Source organism: Rhizobium hidalgonense (assembly GCF_005862185.2).
GTDB classification, from domain to species: domain Bacteria; phylum Pseudomonadota; class Alphaproteobacteria; order Rhizobiales; family Rhizobiaceae; genus Rhizobium; species Rhizobium hidalgonense.
Window position 1 is genome coordinate 80,495 of the sequence record NZ_CP054028.1, and the last position, 15,838, is coordinate 96,332.

Sequence of the window (15,838 nt, forward strand, 5' to 3'; positions counted from 1 at the left end):
TTATCGCAGCAATCAGTAAATCCAACTTAAAATTATTGAACGCTTCCGATATGAAGACTTCAGGGGAGAGAGTAGGGCGCCGGCCCGGCTCATCTTTTTAAACGGCAGACAGATCAAGCAATGAAGGAGACGATCATGGACAATCCCACTGACAGCGCAGGCAAATGTCCTGTTGCCCATCACAAGGCTCCGACCGCGCGGACGAACCGCGATTGGTGGCCGAACCAGCTGAACGTGCAGATTCTTCATCACAATTCCGGCCGCGCAGATCCGCTCGGCCAGGCCTTCGACTATCCCGAAGAGTTCAAGAAGCTCGATCTCGATGCGCTGAAGCAGGATCTTCACGCGCTGATGACGGATTCGCAGGATTGGTGGCCGGCCGACTTCGGTCATTACGGCGGTCTGTTCATCCGCATGGCCTGGCACAGCGCCGGAACCTACCGCATCACCGACGGGCGCGGCGGCGCCGGTCAGGGTCAGCAGCGGTTTGCGCCGCTGAACAGCTGGCCTGACAATGCCAACCTCGACAAGGCCCGTCGCCTGCTCTGGCCAATCAAGCAGAAATACGGCAACCGCATCTCCTGGGCCGACCTCCTGATCCTCACCGGCAACGTCGCGCTCGAATCCATGGGCTTCAAGACCTTTGGTTTCGCCGGCGGCCGCGCCGACGTCTGGGAGCCGGAAGAACTCTACTGGGGTCCTGAAGGCACCTGGCTCGGCGACGAGCGCTACAGCGGCGAACGCCAGCTGGCGGAACCGCTCGGCGCCGTGCAGATGGGGCTCATCTACGTCAACCCCGAGGGCCCGAACGGCAATTCCGATCCGCTCTCTTCGGCCCGCGACATCCGCGAAACCTTCGCCCGCATGGCGATGAACGACGAAGAGACCGTGGCGCTGATCGCCGGCGGCCACACCTTCGGCAAGACGCATGGGGCCGGCGATCCGTCCCTGATCGGCGCCGAGCCGGAAGGCGGCGCGATCGAGGACCAGGGCCTTGGCTGGAAAAGCTCCTTCGGCACCGGCGTCGGCAAGGATGCCATTACCGCTGGCCTCGAAGTCACCTGGTCGCAGACGCCAACCAAGTGGAGCAACCACTTCTTCGAAAACCTCTTCGCCTTCGAATGGGAGCTGACGACGAGCCCGGCCGGAGCCAAGCAGTGGCAGGCCAAGAACGCCGAAGCCTCCATTCCGGATGCCTTTGACGCCGGCAAGAAACATCTGCCGACCATGCTGACCAGCGATCTGGCGCTGCGTTTCGATCCGATCTACGAGAAGATCTCGCGCCGCTTCCTTGAAAATCCCGGCGAGTTCGCCGACGCTTTCGCCCGCGCCTGGTTCAAGCTGACCCACCGCGACATGGGCCCGAAGGTGCGCTACCTCGGCCCCGAGGTTCCGGCCGAAGACCTGATCTGGCAGGACGTGATCCCGGCCGTCGACCATCCGCTGATCGACGACAAAGACATTGCCGAGCTGAAGGCAAAGGTTCTGGCGACGGGCCTCAGCGTCCAGGAACTGGTTTCGACCGCCTGGGCGTCGGCCTCGACCTTCCGCGGTTCCGACAAGCGCGGTGGCGCCAACGGCGCGCGCATTCGCCTCGCTCCGCAGAAGGATTGGGACGCCAACCAGCCAGCCCAGCTCGCTAAGGTTCTCGGTGTTCTCGAAGGCCTCCAGAAGGACTTCAACGCCGCCCAGACTGGCGGCAAAAGGATCTCGCTTGCCGACCTGATCGTGCTTGCCGGCGCTGCCGGCGTCGAAAAGGCGGCAGCTGCCGGCGGCAACGCCATCAGCGTGCCTTTCACGCCGGGCCGTGCGGATGCTTCCGAAGCCCAGACTGACGCGCATTCCTTCGCAGCACTCGAGCCGCGTATCGATGGCTTCCGCAACTATGTGAACGGCAAGCGCCATCAGTTCATGAAGCCGGAAGAAGCACTCGTCGACCGCGCGCAGCTCCTGACGCTGACCGGTCCCGAAATGACTGTCCTCGTCGGCGGCCTGCGCGTGCTGAAGGCAGGCAACCCGGAGCACGGCGTCTTCACCTCGCGCCCCGAGACGCTGACGAACGACTTCTTCGTCAACCTGCTCGACATGGCCACGCAGTGGGTTCCGGCCGCCGGCAAGGACGGCGTCTATGAAGGCCGCGACCGCAAGACGGGTGCTGCCAAATGGACCGGCACCCGCGTCGATCTGATCTTCGGCTCGCATTCGCAGCTTCGTGCCTTCGCCGAAGTCTACGGCCAGGCTGACGCCAAGCAGAAGTTCGTCAAGGACTTCGTCGCCGCCTGGAACAAGGTCATGAACGCCGACCGCTTCGACCTCGTCTGATCGGCCGCATTTTTGCCCGGGCGCAGCTACGGCTGCGCCCGGGTTTTTTATCCGACACTGGTGAGATCGACGTCGCTCCATACCGCATCGAGCGCTGCGGCCATGGCGGCAGACGCCTTTTCCCGCGCCGACGACGATGCATCTGCCCTTAGGGCGATCGGAAAATGCTGCGTGACAACGTTCGCAGGGTCGGCGCTCGCAACCGCTACATCGAATATCCGGCGAGCACATCCCGGGCGGACGCGTCATTTCACGTCATTGGGCCGCCACGAGAATGTTGGAGCCGGCGATTGCTTCGCAGACGGCGTCGGTGACCTGCTGGGTAGTGGCCTTGCCACCCACATCCGGCGTTAGGATGCCAGCCTCGGTGACCCGTTCGACAGCAGCCATGAGGCGCGCGGCCGCGTCCTTCTCCCCCAGATGCTCCAGCATCTGCGCTGCAGTCCAGAAGGTGGCAATCGGATTGGCAATCCCCTTTCCGGTAATGTCGAACGCTGATCCATGGATCGGCTCGAACATGGACGGAAAGCGTCGTTCCGGATCAATGTTGGCAGTCGGCGCAACGCCGAGCGAACCGGCCAGAGCACCAGCCAGATCGGAGAGGATATCCGCATGGAGATTTGTTGCGACGATCGTATCGAGGCTTTCCGGTTTCAGGGTCATGCGCACGGTCATTGCATCGACCAGCATCTTGTCCCAGGCAACATCGGCAAACTCCTTGGACACTTCGGCGGCGATCTCGTCCCACATCACCATACCGTGGCGCTGCGCGTTCGATTTGGTCACAACGGTGAGCAGCTTGCGCGGCCGGGATTGGGCCAGCTTGAAGGCATAGCGCATGATGCGCGTAACGCCGACGCGGGTGAAGATCGCTACTTCCGTGCCGACTTCCTCCGGCAATCCCTTATGGGCGCGGCCGCCGTGGCCGGAATATTCGCCTTCAGAGTTTTCGCGGACGATAACCCAGTCGAGATCACCGGGACCGCAGTTGCGCAGCGGCGGTGTAATGCCAGGCAGGATTTTGGTCGGCCGTACGTTGGCATACTGGTCGAAACCCTGGCAGATCGGCAGGCGCAGCCCCCAGAGCGTGATATGGTCCGGCACGTCAGGTGCGCCGACCGCCCCAAAATAGATCGCATCAAACTTTTTCAGGGTCTCAAGGCCGTCGGCCGGCATCATCACGCCGTGCCTTTTGTAATAGTCCGACCCCCAGTCGAAGGTCTCGGCACGGATCTTGAAGTCGCCGCTGCGCTTTTCGAGCGCTTCGAGAACCTGCAGGCCGGCGGCTATCACTTCCGGGCCAATACCGTCGGCGGGGACGGCCGCAATCTTGTATTCACGCATCGTCATTTTCCATTCGGTATTTTAGTGTTGGGCCGATGTCTTGGCATGTGCACCTCGGCGTCCGGTGCGCGAAAGGATCAGTGTGACGGCAGCAGAGACCACCAACAGCTCAGCAACGAACTAAAGATCTCCCTCGAAGCGTCCGGTTGTGTCCTTGATCCAGCCGATCATCGAGGGCGCGACATTGCCAATCGAGTTGGTCGTTTCGACGCCTGCGTTCATCGTCAGAGAGGCGAAACCAATGTTGACGCGATCAACGAACGCGATCAAATACAAGACCATAATGAATGGCACGATGCGCCAGGTAACTTTGCGCATTACGCGCGTTTCGAACATATGAAAACTCCTCCCAGCGGAACGATTGACGCGTCCTCAGCGCGCCGAAAACACTATAGAAGCGGCTTGCCGTTAGTTTAACAACCGTATAATTATATAATTATCTGATATAATCTGGATGCTGGAATGGAACTTGAGCAGCTGCGATGCTTTGCGGCCGTCGCCGAACAACTACACTTCGGGCGAGCCGCCCAGAGCGTTGGATTGCTGCCCGCCTCGTTGGGTCGCCATGTGCGATTGCTTGAGGAATCGTTAGGAACGAGCCTGCTGACCCGGACGACCAGAAGCGTAACCCTGACAGAAGACGGCGTAGCGTTACTGAAAGAGGTGAGGCCAGTCCTTGCTCGCCTCGATGAGGTCGCGGACCAAATCAGATCGAGAAAGCACTCTGCGGGGCCGATACTGCGTATCGGTGCAATCGATAGCGCCGCAGCCGGTCTCGTTCCGATGCTTTTGCATGATTTTCGCGAAATAGCGCCTCAAACGACGACGCAATTGGTCGAAGACAAGTCGATCCGATTGATCCCCAAGCTGCTGGCGGGGCGGCTGGATCTGATCTTGATCCGGCCGAGAGAGGGAATGAGCGCTTCGCTCGTGGTGAAACCATTGTTTTATGAAACTGCGGTGGTGGCAGTTCCTGAGCGTAGCGCACTCGCCAGCCAATGCGAGGTTTCGGTCCGGGAATTGCAAGACGAGCCGATGATCGTGCCTGAGCGACGATCTCGTCCCCATAGCTATGATCTGACGATGGAGCTCTTCTCCGAAATTGGATTGCGTCCCAGGATTGCTCAGATCGCTGATGAAAAGCAGACGATTATCAATCTCGTTGCTGCTGGAATAGGGTCGGCGATCGTTCCGAAATGGACCTCAAAGCTTGCGGCAAGCGGCGTGAAATATCTGCCGCTATCGCGCGAACACGACGCACCAATGCATAAATTGCCTCTCGCTGTCGCCTGGATGAAAGCAGTTCGCGAACCTGCCAGGGATCTTTTCATAGAGTTGCTGACCGGCAATATAGAGAAATATTCAGCTCTTGCGTAAGCGGCAGGAACCACAGAAAACTTGGCGATCGAGTGCAATGGCATTTTGCCGCGTGCGACCCCCTTTGCCCTGCGGGCATCTCCCTTACAAGGGGAGATCCGCAAGTGGTCGTACCATCGCTCTCTCTACCGTCTCAAAGTGATTGGGAGGTGAGTTGGTTGGGCAAACCGGTCCCCAGCGATCTCCCCACCTGTGGGGGTCCGAAGGACGGGTCGACATGGCGCGAGCCCAGGCCCCGCAGGCAGAGGGGCGTGCCACACGGCGTGTCCTTTCCTTATACGACGAAAAGATCCCGTGTGGGGTGGACACGGATCTTCCTGTCGGATCGCAGCTATAGGCGGCCTTCGAAGGACGAGGCGGGCGCCTGGCTGCTCGTTCGGTATTCGACCGCCGCTGGTGCTTGCCCGATCAGGCGAGCAGCACCTTGCCACCCGCCCGGAAGGGAAGGGCGGTGCGCAGCGCCTCGCCGATCTCTTCCAGCGGAAAGACCTCCCGCACTTCGGTCGCGATGACCTTCGAGGCGATCTGCGCGGCGACCTGGGAATAGGCGTGCTGCACGTCGCCCATCGCTTCGGCATGAACCCATTCCCTGAGGTGACAATAGGAAAAGGCAATGTCGGAATGGGCGGCCCAGAATGACGGCGGGATGCTTTCTCCTGAAAGCAGGCCGTAATGCAGGAAATGCCCGCCGGGTTTGAGCGCATCTGCGAGGATCGAGGCGCGCGCGCCGCCGACGCAGTCGAGCACTGCGTCGAGCCCGGACCTGCCGACAAGTCCCGCTGCGAGATCGCCGTCCGCTTTGTCGACGATTATGGTCTCGAGCCGGCCGCGCAGGCGCTGGAGGGATTCCTCACTGCGGACGATCGCCACCGGCTCCACGCCAACCGCGTTCGCCATGCCGGTCAATATCGATCCGATCGAAGAGGCGGCCGCATTGATGGCGATGCGCATGCCCGGTTTGAGGCCGATCTTCTTATGCAGCATCAGCCAGGCGGTCATCGGGTTGACATAGCTGGTCGCCGCTTCGAAGTCGGAGAGTGTGTCGGGAACACGAAGGCACCAGCTGGCATCGGCATCCTTGAATTCCTGCCATCCGCCGGCGCTACGCACCGGCAGCACGCGCGTGCCAGGGGAAAGTCCATGAACCTCTTCACCGCACGCCTCGACCACGCCGAAGGCTTCGAACCCCGGAATGAAGGGCAGGGTCGTGCGTCCGCTATAGGCGCCCGATATGGTGATGATATCGGATGGATTGATCGACCGAGCCAAGAGACGCACCCGCACCTGGTCGCGGCGCAGCACCGGCAGCGCAGCCCGCTCGATCTCGACGACCTCCTCGGCTGGCCCGAATTTTCGCACGACCGCCTGATATTGCATTGCATCCCCCAGACAACAGCGGTTAGAACAGCCCACCAATTTTCGGTGACCGCATGAGTGTTGACGACAGGCCTTTAGCATCCTTCCGGGTCTCGATGCGAGACATCGACATCTATGGTCATGTCCATAACTCGGTTTACCTCGACTATTGCGAGGATGCCGTCGTCGAGTTCCTGCGGCACCGGGAAATTCTGAGCCAATTCCGCCACACCTCGTCGGGTGTTGCCTATCACGTGAAGAAGGCGGAGCTCACCTTTCACAACCCGATCGACATCGACGATATCGTCGAAGCCAAGGTGACGGTCGAAAAAATCGGGCGCACGAGCCTCTCCTTTGGGATCGAACTCTTTCGCCAGCGTGACGGCGCCCATTGCGCCTCGGCGGGGCTCGTCTGGGTCTGTGTCGGCCTTTCCGACAGCCGCCCGACGCCCATTCCCGACGTCACCAGAGCCGCCTTAGGCTGACGGCCGATCTTCAAACCAGCGGGTGTCCATGCCGATCCATGCGCAGCTTCTTCGACATGCAACGGAAAGGCCGGACAAGCCGGCCCTGGTGATCGACGGCCGCTGCCTGAGCCATGGCGAACTCTGTCTGCGCGCCAAGGCGATCTACCGCTTTTTCCAGGAATTGCCGCACTCCACCCGCCGCACGCTCGATCTGCCCGGCGTCGAGAAACTTGTCGCCCTCAGCCTCGGCAACCATATCGGCTTCGCCGAATATTTCGTTGCCGCCACTGCCTTGCCGAATGCCTGCGCGGTGATCGACCCGATGATGCCGCCGGAAAGGATCGAGCGCATCGTCGAGCGGCTGGCGCCTGACGTGCTTGTCGTCGACGACGATGCAAGCCCAAGCGCCGAAATCGGCCGCAGGCTCGGCATTGCTGTCGTCGTCGCCGGGGCCGAGCCCTTCGATCTCACGGAGACGGAAGGCGATCTGCCTGATGATGCCGAGGGCATCTTCCTGATCGGCTTTACCTCGGGCACAACGGCAGAGCCGAAGGCCTATTATCGCTCGCGCCAACAGTGGCGCCGCAGTCTCGATCGCGGCCGCGTGGTTTTCGAGCTCGAAGACGCCCCATCGACCATGTGCCCGGGCGCCCTGGCGCATGGTCTGGCCCTTTACGCCATGGTCGAAGCTTTGGATGCCGGCGGCACCTTCCATTCGGTCAGGAAATGGGATGCCGCCGCCGTCGCGCACATTCTCTCCGCCGAAAAGATCGAACGGCTGGTCGCCGTGCCGACCCACATTGCGGGCATTGCCCGAGCCTGCGCCGCCGAACCTGCTCTGACCTCATTGCGTGATGTCCTGACTGCCGGCGCCAAGCTTGACGTGAACGGCGTCGACTCCATGCGCCGCCTTTTTCCGAATGCGCGCATCCGCGAATATTACGGCGCATCCGAAATCGGTTTCATGACCGTCTCCACCCTTGTCGGCGGCGCGCTCGATTTTCCGATCGAGCGGGTGGGGCAGGCCTATCCCGGCGTCGAGATTTCCATTCGGGGTCCTGATGAAAAGGATGTCGGCACCGACGTGCCGGGCACCATCTTCGTCAGAAGCGATCTGATCGCCGACGGTTATCTCTGGGGCGACGACGGCCAGGCGTTTCGGGTCACCCCGGCAGGCGCGACGGTCGGCGATCTCGGCGAGATCGATGCCAAGGGAATGCTGCGGGTGATCGGCCGGGCAGGCGGCATGATGATTTCAGGCGGCAACAACGTCTATCCCGCCGAAGTCGAGAGTGCGCTCAAAACCTGCCCGGGGCTCGAGGAGGCCGTCGTCTTCGGGCTGCCGGATGTCTATTACGGCCAGCGGATCGTCGCGGTCGTCTCGGGGGAGGCCACGAACCCGAAAATTCTGGCGGAGCATTGCGCGACCAAGCTTGCGAGGTTCAAGATCCCCAGGCAATTCTACCATATCGCCTCTTGGCCGATGACGAGCAGCGGCAAGATCGCGAGGGGTGAGGTAGAGGCATCGGTCATTTCGGGAGACGGTCTTGTCCTACGCCTATCAGCCTGACGAGGATTGGCAGCCGGTCGTGGTTGCCGCTTACCGCACGCCGATCGGCCGGGCCTTCGGATCGCTTGCGACAGTCGCCGCCGAAGACCTGCTTGCGCCGATCATCCGCCGGATCATTGCCGAAACAGGCATTGCGCCGAATGACATAGACGACGTGCTCGTCGGCAACGCCGCGGGCGGTGGCGGCAATATCGGCCGGCTCGCGGCCCTCCATGCAGACCTGCCGATGGCGGTGCCCGGTGTGGCTATCGACCGGCAATGCGGCTCGGGCCTGGAAGCGATCATCCTCGCCGCCCGGCTGATCCAGGCGAAAGCCGGCGCGTGTTTTCTTGCCGGCGGCGTCGAGAGCGTCAGCACCGCGCCATGGCGCGTCGAACGGCCGAAAGCCAATGGCGCAGTGCCGCGCTTTTACGGCCGCGCCCGGTTTTCTCCCGAAGCGGTCGGCGACCCTGAGATGGGCGTTGCCGCCGAAAACGTCGCGCGTGCCTTCGGCATCTCGCGCCAGAGGCAGGATGAATTCGCCCTGCGCAGCCACCGGCTCGCTGTTGCGGCGGCCGAGGCGGGCCTCTTTCGTCCCGAAATCGTCGATATCTCCACCCGCGACGGGCTGATCGAATGCGACGAGTGCCCGCGCCCGGGCACGTCACTTCAGGCGCTCGCAAACCTCCGGCCCGTCTTCCTGGCCGATGGCTCGGTGACGGCAGGCAATGCCTGCCCGCTCAATGACGGCGCCTGCCTGGTGCTCGTCATGAGCCGCGCCATGGCAAAAAGCCTCGGCATCGAAAAAGGCCTCGCCTTCATCGACAGCGCCGCCGCCGGCGTTGACCCCAACCTGCTCGGCATCGGGCCGGTCGCTTCGACTAAAAAGCTCATGCAGCGCCAGCCCGGCCTCTCGCTTTCCGAAATCGACGCCTTCGAGTTCAACGAAGCCTTCGCGGCTCAGGTTCTGGCATCGCTGGATCAACTCGGCATCGCCGCCGACGCGGTCAACGGCAATGGGGGCGCCCTGGCGCTCGGCCATCCGTTCGGGGCATCAGGAGCGATTCTCGTTACCCGGCTATATAGTCAACTGATCCGCGGGGATGGTTGGTCGCCAGCCGCGACCGGCCTTGCCATGATCGGGATCGGCGGTGGCATCGGGCTGACGGCGCTGTTCGAGGCAGTCAGGCTCTCCTGAAGAGGCGAGAGCCGGGATCGGAGATCCGCGCAACATATCTTCTTGTCCCCGAGTATCCGAAGGGCATCGAGAGGCCGCAGCATCTCCTTCCGCCCCATCCCCCGGTGACGCCGGATGACGCAGGTCTTCTCCGTTTCCGCACGAACCTTCGACCGCAGGACTAGCCTTCCTACTGCCTTGGCATAGGTCGACAGCGACCGAGAGAGAATAGTTCAGGCCCACGATCCGGCGCATTCTCCTGGCGATCGGTTCCGTCCGATGAAGCCGCTTGCCTCGTGGCACGCGGTTTCGGCACGCAGAGCAGTTCCTGCCCGCCTTCCTTCAGCAAAGGCAAGTCAACAGAGGAAAACCTCGCAACGACAAGGAGACTAACCCATGAAGATCGTCATTATCGGCGGTACCGGGCTCATCGGCTCGAAGACCGTGGAAAGATTGCGCAGCAAGGGACACGAGGTGTTGGCGGCGTCGCCGAATTCAGGCGTCGACACGATCACCGGCAAAGGCCTGGCGGAAGCGCTTGTCGGAGCGCAGGTGGTGCTCGATCTTGCCAACTCGCCCTCCTTCGAGGACAAGGCCGTCTTGGAATTCTTCCAGACGTCGGGCCGCAATCTGCTCAAGGCAGGGGCTGCCGCCGGCGTGAAGCACCACATCGCGCTGTCGATCGTCGGTATGGAGCGATTGCAGGGCAGCGGCTATATGCGCGCCAAGATGGCACAGGAAGAGCTGATCAAGGGCTCCGGCATCCCCTACACCATCGTCCATTCCACGCAGTTCCACGAATTCATGGCCGGCATCGCCCAGTCCGGCACGGTCGGGCAGATGGTGCATCTGTCGCCCGCCTACGTGCAGCCGATCGCCTCGGACGATGTCGCCGACGTCATGGCCGAGGTGGCGCTGGCCGCGCCTGTCAATGGCACGATCGAGATCGGTGGACCGGAGAAAATCCGCCTCACCGACATCGTCACGCGCCTGCTGAAAGCGACGAACGATCCGCGCCAGGTGATGGCTGATCCGCATGCCCGCTATTTTGGCGTCGAGCTCGAAGACAATTCGCTGGTAACCGGACCCAAGGCGCGGCTCGGCCGGATCCGCTTCGACGACTGGCTCAGCCGACAACCGCCGCAGAAAAAGAGCGCTTGAGGCGAGGCGGCCGACTGTCGCGACTATTCCCATCAATGCAGGAGACCCACATGTTTAGACAGATTGTTTCGACGGCCGCGTTTGCCGTTGCCCTCGCAGCCGGTGCGCAGGCTTACGCTGCATCGGGCGGCAAAGCGAAGGTCACCGTCGTCTATGACCAGAAGCTTCCCAATGTTCCCGGCAAAAGCATGAAAGGCGTGCTCGTTGAATATGCGCCTGGCGGTACCTCGCCCGGCCATACTCATCCCAAGTCGGCCTTCATCTATGCCACCGTTCTCGAAGGGTCGATCACTAGTAAGGTGAATGACGGGCCGGAGAAGACCTATAAGGCCGGTGAGAGTTTTTCCGAATTTCCCGGCGATCATCACAGCGTCAGCAAAAACGGCAGCAAGACCAAGCCGGCACGGCTGCTTGCCGTCTTCGTGCTGGATACCGACGAGAAAGAACTGACGACCGACGACAAGTAATGTCGTCGTGTCAATGCCCGGCGCCGCCGGGCATTGACACGACAGAAACCGCCTCAGGCCGCCTGCAGCGCCATCTCCAGGTCTGCGATCAGATCGTCCGGATGCTCGATGCCGATCGACAGCCGGATCGTCGATTCCAGCACCCCGATGCGCTGGCGGACATCGGCCGGCACGCCGGAATGCGTCATCGCGGCCGGGTGGCTCGCCAGCGATTCCGTGCCCCCGAGACTGACCGCCAGTTTGAAGACCTGCAGCCCATTCAGGAATTTGAACGAGGCGGCCTGACCCCCGCGAATGTCGAAGGAGAAGGTGGAGCCAGCGCCGGTGCATTGCGCGGCGAAGGTCCGGCCGGCCGGCGAATCCGGATCGTGATAGGGCAGGTAGTGAACCTTCTCGACTTTCGGATGTTCGCGCAGAAAATCGGCGACGGCCCGCGCATTGCTGTTTGCCCGCTCCATGCGCAGTTGCAGCGTTTCCAGCGAGCGGCCGAGCATCCAGCAGGAATGCGGATCGAGCTGCGTGCCGATCGCGCCGCGCAACGCTTTGACCTGCTTGATGACGGCCTTGCGGCCGAGAACGGCGCCGGCAATCAGGTCGGAATGGCCGCCGACATATTTGGTCAGCGAATAAAGCGAGATATCGGCGCCGTGTTCGATCGGCCGCTGGAAGACCGGGCCGAGCAGGGTGTTGTCGCAGACGATGATCGGCGTATGCCCCTGCTTTGCGCCGACCGCGTCGGCCACGCGCCGGATCATCGCGACATCGACCAGGCTGTTGGTCGGATTGGCCGGCGTCTCGATCAGGATGACGGAGACCCGGCCCTTGGCCATCGCCTCGTCCGCCGCCTTCTGCACCGAGCTTTCGCTGACGCCATCGGCAAACCCGATGGCGGCGACGCCGAGGTTGAGGAACGTCTTGGCCAGCAATGTCTCCGTTCCGCCGTAGAGCGGCTGCGAATGCAGGACCGCATCGCCCGGCCGCACGAAAGCCAGCAGGGTGGTGGCGATCGCCGCCATGCCGGAGGAAAACAGTGCGCCGCTTTCCGTCCGTTCGTAGACGGCAAGCCTGTCCTCGACGATCTCGCTATTGGGATGGTTGAAGCGCGAATAGACGAGACCGGCGCCCTTCCCGGCCGGCGGCTCGCGGCGGCCCGAGACGTAGTCGAAGAAGTCGCGGCCATCTTCGGCCGAATTGAAAACGAAGGTGGAGGTGAGGAATACCGGCGGCTTGACCGCCCCTTCCGAGAGTTCGGGATCGTAGCCGTAATTCAGCATCTGCGTTTCGGGATGCAGTGCATGGTTGCCGATATGGGTTTTGGAAGGATGCGGGGCCGTCATGATCGTCTCCTCTGTCGGGATTGCCCAGGGACAAAATACATCAAAACCACGTCTGAGGAGCAGTCATCGATGATGCTCCTCAATGATCAGTTGACGGCCTCGCCCAAAGTGTCTGCGACATAGGCGCCGCGTGTACCCATCGGCAGTGGTGTGCCCGTCGTCGTATCCCTGGCGGTCTGATGTTCCAGTTCGGCGTTGAGCTCTGCGCCGATGACGAGAATGACGACTGAAAGCCAGATCCAGATGAGGAAGCCGATCAGCGCACCGAGCGTGCCGTAGGTGGCGTTATAATTGGCGAAATGATCGAGATAGAAGGAGAAGGCAAGCGACATGGCCGCCCAGGCGAGGGTCGTTAGAGCAGCACCCCACGTCATCCACCGGAGCTTGGCAGGCTCCCGGCTCGGGCCGAAGCGGTAGACTGAGGTCACCGCCACCGCAACGACCAGCAGCAACAGCGGCCACCGTAGCAGAAGGGCCATGTGTTCCTTGAAGTGATCGAGCCAGAGATAGGAGAGGACGACCGGCATGACGCCGACAAGCGCCACCATGACCACCATCAGAAGCATGGCGCTGAAGGTGAAGCAGAGGCCGACGAGGTTCAGCCGGATAAGACCGCGCTTTTCGTCCTCCTCATAGGCCACGTTCATCGCATCGAAGATCGCCAGCGTGCCGCTATGCGTGCTCCACAGCGCAATGCCGAGACCGACGAAGAAGGTGATGCCGAGCGCGCTGTCGCGCTTGCTGACGAGTTGCTTGATCTGATCGGCCAGGAGGTCGAAGGCCCCCGGCGGCAACAGACCGGCCAGTTCGCGAAGATGCTCGGATATGGTGATCGGATCGGCAACCAGCCCATAGAGAGAGACCAAAGCGGCCATGGCGGGAAACAGCGCCAGCAGCAGATAGAAGGTCACACCCGCGGCAATGAGCGTCACCCGGTCGTTCAGGACTTCATGGTAAACCCGCCAGAACACATCCCGAAGACCGCTGAGCGGAATAGCCTCGGGCACGGTGGCGCTACGACCATGATCGTCAATCGCGCGGTGGGGTTCTGTGGGCGGGCCCAGCGGACCGCCCTGCCTTGCCTGCATCAACATGAATGCGCCGACGGCCGCGGCCGTCATCGCAGCGGCGATGGTGAACCTCTTGAGTGGAAGCGCATCTGCCATTACCCTGCCCCCTGATTTGCCATCGTCTGATTTTCTGGGTGGATAACGCGGGGTACCGCAAAAGGATGCAAGCCGTGCTTTCTCATCTGCCTTCTGACGCAGGGGAGGGCAATGGGGCCGTCAGCGCCATAAACGGCCCGTGGATCCCGGATACGCCTCAGATCACAACCATCTGATATTAATCATTTTTCTTCTCGTCACGGAACCAAACGTGGAGTTTACTTTTGTTACTACCGCACGTGTAATTCTCCACCTCACGGGGGGCGGCGCCGCGAATTGCAGCTCCAGACGGTCGGAAATCGCCTATCGCGCGACTTCCCGGGGCCCAAGATGCCGCCAGTCGATCCGGCTTTTTCGCCCGCTCAACACTGGCGCCTGACATCCGAGCAGCCGTTGAACGGACAACAGCAACCAACCAGCACTCGGCCTCAACAACAGTGATGGCGGCAACGCTTAGCAGCGCCAGATCCCCTTATCCGCGACCGAACAGCGCGCCCACCTCGGCGAACCGGCGGCTCCTTCCAAAGCCTGGAACAGTCCTGCGCCCAACCTCGACGATGCCACTGATCGCCCGGCGTGAACGACTTGGAAGACGGCAGCGGCCGGGAGAACGGGAAGAAGGAGAGCCCCGAACGACATCCCGTTGTCCGCGGACAACCCGCCTCTTATCCAACAACTGGCACAGAGGATTACCTCCAAGAGGACCCCGATCCTTAGATGCCCCGTAGATGCCTTGAAGGACGAGGCGAGAGCTTCACTCACCTCAGGAAGGGGAACATTGGACGGTACCGCGCGCAGAAGGACCAAGCGGCCGCCCCGCCGCGGCCAGATACGAGAAGCCGCTTGGGCCGAGTCCTTCGGGGCCCCGCACCATCTTCTGCGCACCACGGCTAGTGATGTTGGCGATGCGGCTTTGTCCGCGGCCAACCAATCGTGGGTCCCGGAGGGGTTCCCAAGGTGCGGCGGGGTGACGACACCGCACGAATGCAAGGCGCAACGATGGAGCAGGTCCTTTGGCCGCCACCTGCGACTACACCCCCAGGACGAGAAACGTTGGCGATGCCGCCTCAATAGGAAATGCGGACGATTCCGCCGTTTCACTGGCACAACAGCGATCTGGGTCTCGATGCGCCGCGCCGCAGGTTTGGCTCGACATGGAAGCGGAGGCCGGCGCCCACAAACAGTGCCTTCGCCCTGAGACGCGCCTACGCCAAATGAATGCAGACAGCGTTGGCGCGCGCCCGTCGGGGCTCCGGCGTGACCTGCACGCCTCTGAATGTAGGCGCCGGAGGATGCCGGCCGCGACAGAAGGCGTTGGGATTCTGTTGCGGACGATGAGGAAGCCGCGCCGGTCTACGAGCCTCCCCCTGAGAGGCGCCACCGACAACATCGAGACGCACCTAGCACGCCGGAAGTTGATGCCGATTGTCGCCTGACAACCGCGCACGACTCTTTGGGTCACGCCACATCTTATCCTGAGCGCCTCGCTGGGAGCCTAAGGGCGAGAGGGCCGCACCGCGCCAAATGGACTGCAACGGAAGACCTTGGAGTGAGCCCTTCCAGCTCCCGCTTTTGGGCGCGCAACTCCGAAAGATGAGTGCCGAAGGATGGCGCCTTCGACATGGAACTTCGGAGGACCCTGCCGCTCAGCAGCGGGCATTGGGATACCGCACCTCGAGTATAGGCGCTGACGAAGGCCGTGTCCCGGCCCAAGATGGCCTCCTCAGCACCTTGTAGCACTCAATCGTCAACGCGGAATGCCGGCGCCGAATGACCCAGACGCAGGGTTGGTGCGCGCTCCCCGGCCCAGACCTCCGACCGCATCCCCAGGACGAGGGACCCCGCCAAAGATCTCGAAGGATTGGGTCGCGCAGAAGGTCACCGGCCAGTTGTCCGCGGACAACTGGCCGCCCCCCCCAAAGAGACCCGACTTCAGGCGCTCCGCATGAGCCTCGAGGGACGGGGTGGCCGCAGCGACGCCAAATGAAACAGGGGCGCAACTTGGAGCACGACGGCTCACGCGTCCCAACAAGATGGAGGCTCGAGGATGACGCGCTCAACAAGGAACACTGGCGGCCCTCGGTAGGAGCGCCAAGTATCAGAACTCCGATGCAT

12 protein-coding genes are annotated in these 15,838 nt (G+C 62.1%); 7 read left to right on the forward strand and 5 right to left on the reverse strand.

Translation table 11 applies throughout. The features are described 5' to 3' along the window. The first annotated feature begins 135 nt into the window (after positions 1-135). Positions 136-2,322, forward strand: coding sequence for a catalase/peroxidase HPI (gene katG / locus FFM81_RS21655; protein WP_138384610.1), 2,187 nt, complete (start codon positions 136-138; stop codon positions 2,320-2,322). 255 nt (positions 2,323-2,577) lie between these two features. Here katG and FFM81_RS21660 read toward each other — a convergent pair whose 3' ends face one another. Together FFM81_RS21660 and FFM81_RS21665 are read right to left on the reverse strand one after the other, a co-directional pair. Then, positions 2,578-3,666 (reverse strand): tartrate dehydrogenase, encoded by a 1,089-nt coding sequence (locus FFM81_RS21660; RefSeq protein ID WP_138384609.1) that lies wholly within the window; start codon positions 3,664-3,666, stop codon positions 2,578-2,580. Positions 3,667-3,786: 120 nt separating this feature from the next. Beyond that, complete coding sequence (locus FFM81_RS21665; protein ID WP_173883828.1) at positions 3,787-4,002, reverse strand: hypothetical protein; 216 nt, start codon at positions 4,000-4,002, stop codon at positions 3,787-3,789. A 126-nt stretch (positions 4,003-4,128) separates the two neighbouring features. Between FFM81_RS21665 and FFM81_RS21670 the strand changes: the two genes are divergently transcribed. Further along, positions 4,129-5,043 (forward strand): LysR family transcriptional regulator, encoded by a 915-nt coding sequence (locus FFM81_RS21670; protein ID WP_128399964.1) that lies wholly within the window; start codon positions 4,129-4,131, stop codon positions 5,041-5,043. A 408-nt stretch (positions 5,044-5,451) separates the two neighbouring features. Here FFM81_RS21670 and FFM81_RS21675 read toward each other — a convergent pair whose 3' ends face one another. Further along, positions 5,452-6,420: a zinc-dependent alcohol dehydrogenase family protein gene (locus tag FFM81_RS21675; protein WP_128399963.1), complete on the reverse strand. Its 969-nt coding sequence runs from the start codon at positions 6,418-6,420 to the stop codon at positions 5,452-5,454. Positions 6,421-6,473: 53 nt separating this feature from the next. Here FFM81_RS21675 and FFM81_RS21680 point away from each other — a divergent pair, with 53 nt between their 5' ends. The 5 genes from FFM81_RS21680 to FFM81_RS21700 all read left to right on the forward strand — a co-directional run bounded on the left by FFM81_RS21680 (position 6,474) and on the right by FFM81_RS21700 (position 11,220). Continuing rightward, the gene (locus FFM81_RS21680) at positions 6,474-6,884 is read left to right on the forward strand and encodes an acyl-CoA thioesterase (protein WP_138384608.1); all 411 of its coding nucleotides are present in this window, start codon (positions 6,474-6,476) and stop codon (positions 6,882-6,884) included. 28 nt (positions 6,885-6,912) lie between these two features. Then, positions 6,913-8,436, forward strand: a complete 1,524-nt coding sequence (locus FFM81_RS21685) for a class I adenylate-forming enzyme family protein (RefSeq protein ID WP_003572040.1) — start codon at positions 6,913-6,915, stop codon at positions 8,434-8,436. Next, positions 8,414-9,613: a thiolase family protein gene (locus FFM81_RS21690; RefSeq protein ID WP_138384607.1), complete on the forward strand. Its 1,200-nt coding sequence runs from the start codon at positions 8,414-8,416 to the stop codon at positions 9,611-9,613. The genes FFM81_RS21685 and FFM81_RS21690 overlap by 23 nt, the downstream gene beginning before the upstream one ends. Before the next feature lie 375 nt (positions 9,614-9,988). After that, on the forward strand, positions 9,989-10,753 hold the full coding sequence (locus FFM81_RS21695) for an SDR family oxidoreductase (protein WP_003572042.1): 765 nt from the start codon (positions 9,989-9,991) through the stop codon (positions 10,751-10,753). 50 nt (positions 10,754-10,803) lie between these two features. After that, entirely contained in the window at positions 10,804-11,220 is a 417-nt protein-coding gene (locus tag FFM81_RS21700) for a cupin domain-containing protein (RefSeq protein ID WP_138384606.1), read from the forward strand. 53 nt (positions 11,221-11,273) lie between these two features. On the opposite strand, the gene FFM81_RS21705 is transcribed toward FFM81_RS21700, so the two are convergent. Further along, positions 11,274-12,557: a cystathionine gamma-synthase family protein gene (locus FFM81_RS21705; protein ID WP_138384605.1), complete on the reverse strand. Its 1,284-nt coding sequence runs from the start codon at positions 12,555-12,557 to the stop codon at positions 11,274-11,276. A gap of 86 nt (positions 12,558-12,643) precedes the next feature. Beyond that, positions 12,644-13,723, reverse strand: a complete 1,080-nt coding sequence (locus tag FFM81_RS21710) for a YihY/virulence factor BrkB family protein (RefSeq protein ID WP_138384604.1) — start codon at positions 13,721-13,723, stop codon at positions 12,644-12,646. Positions 13,724-15,838: the final 2,115 nt, after the last annotated feature.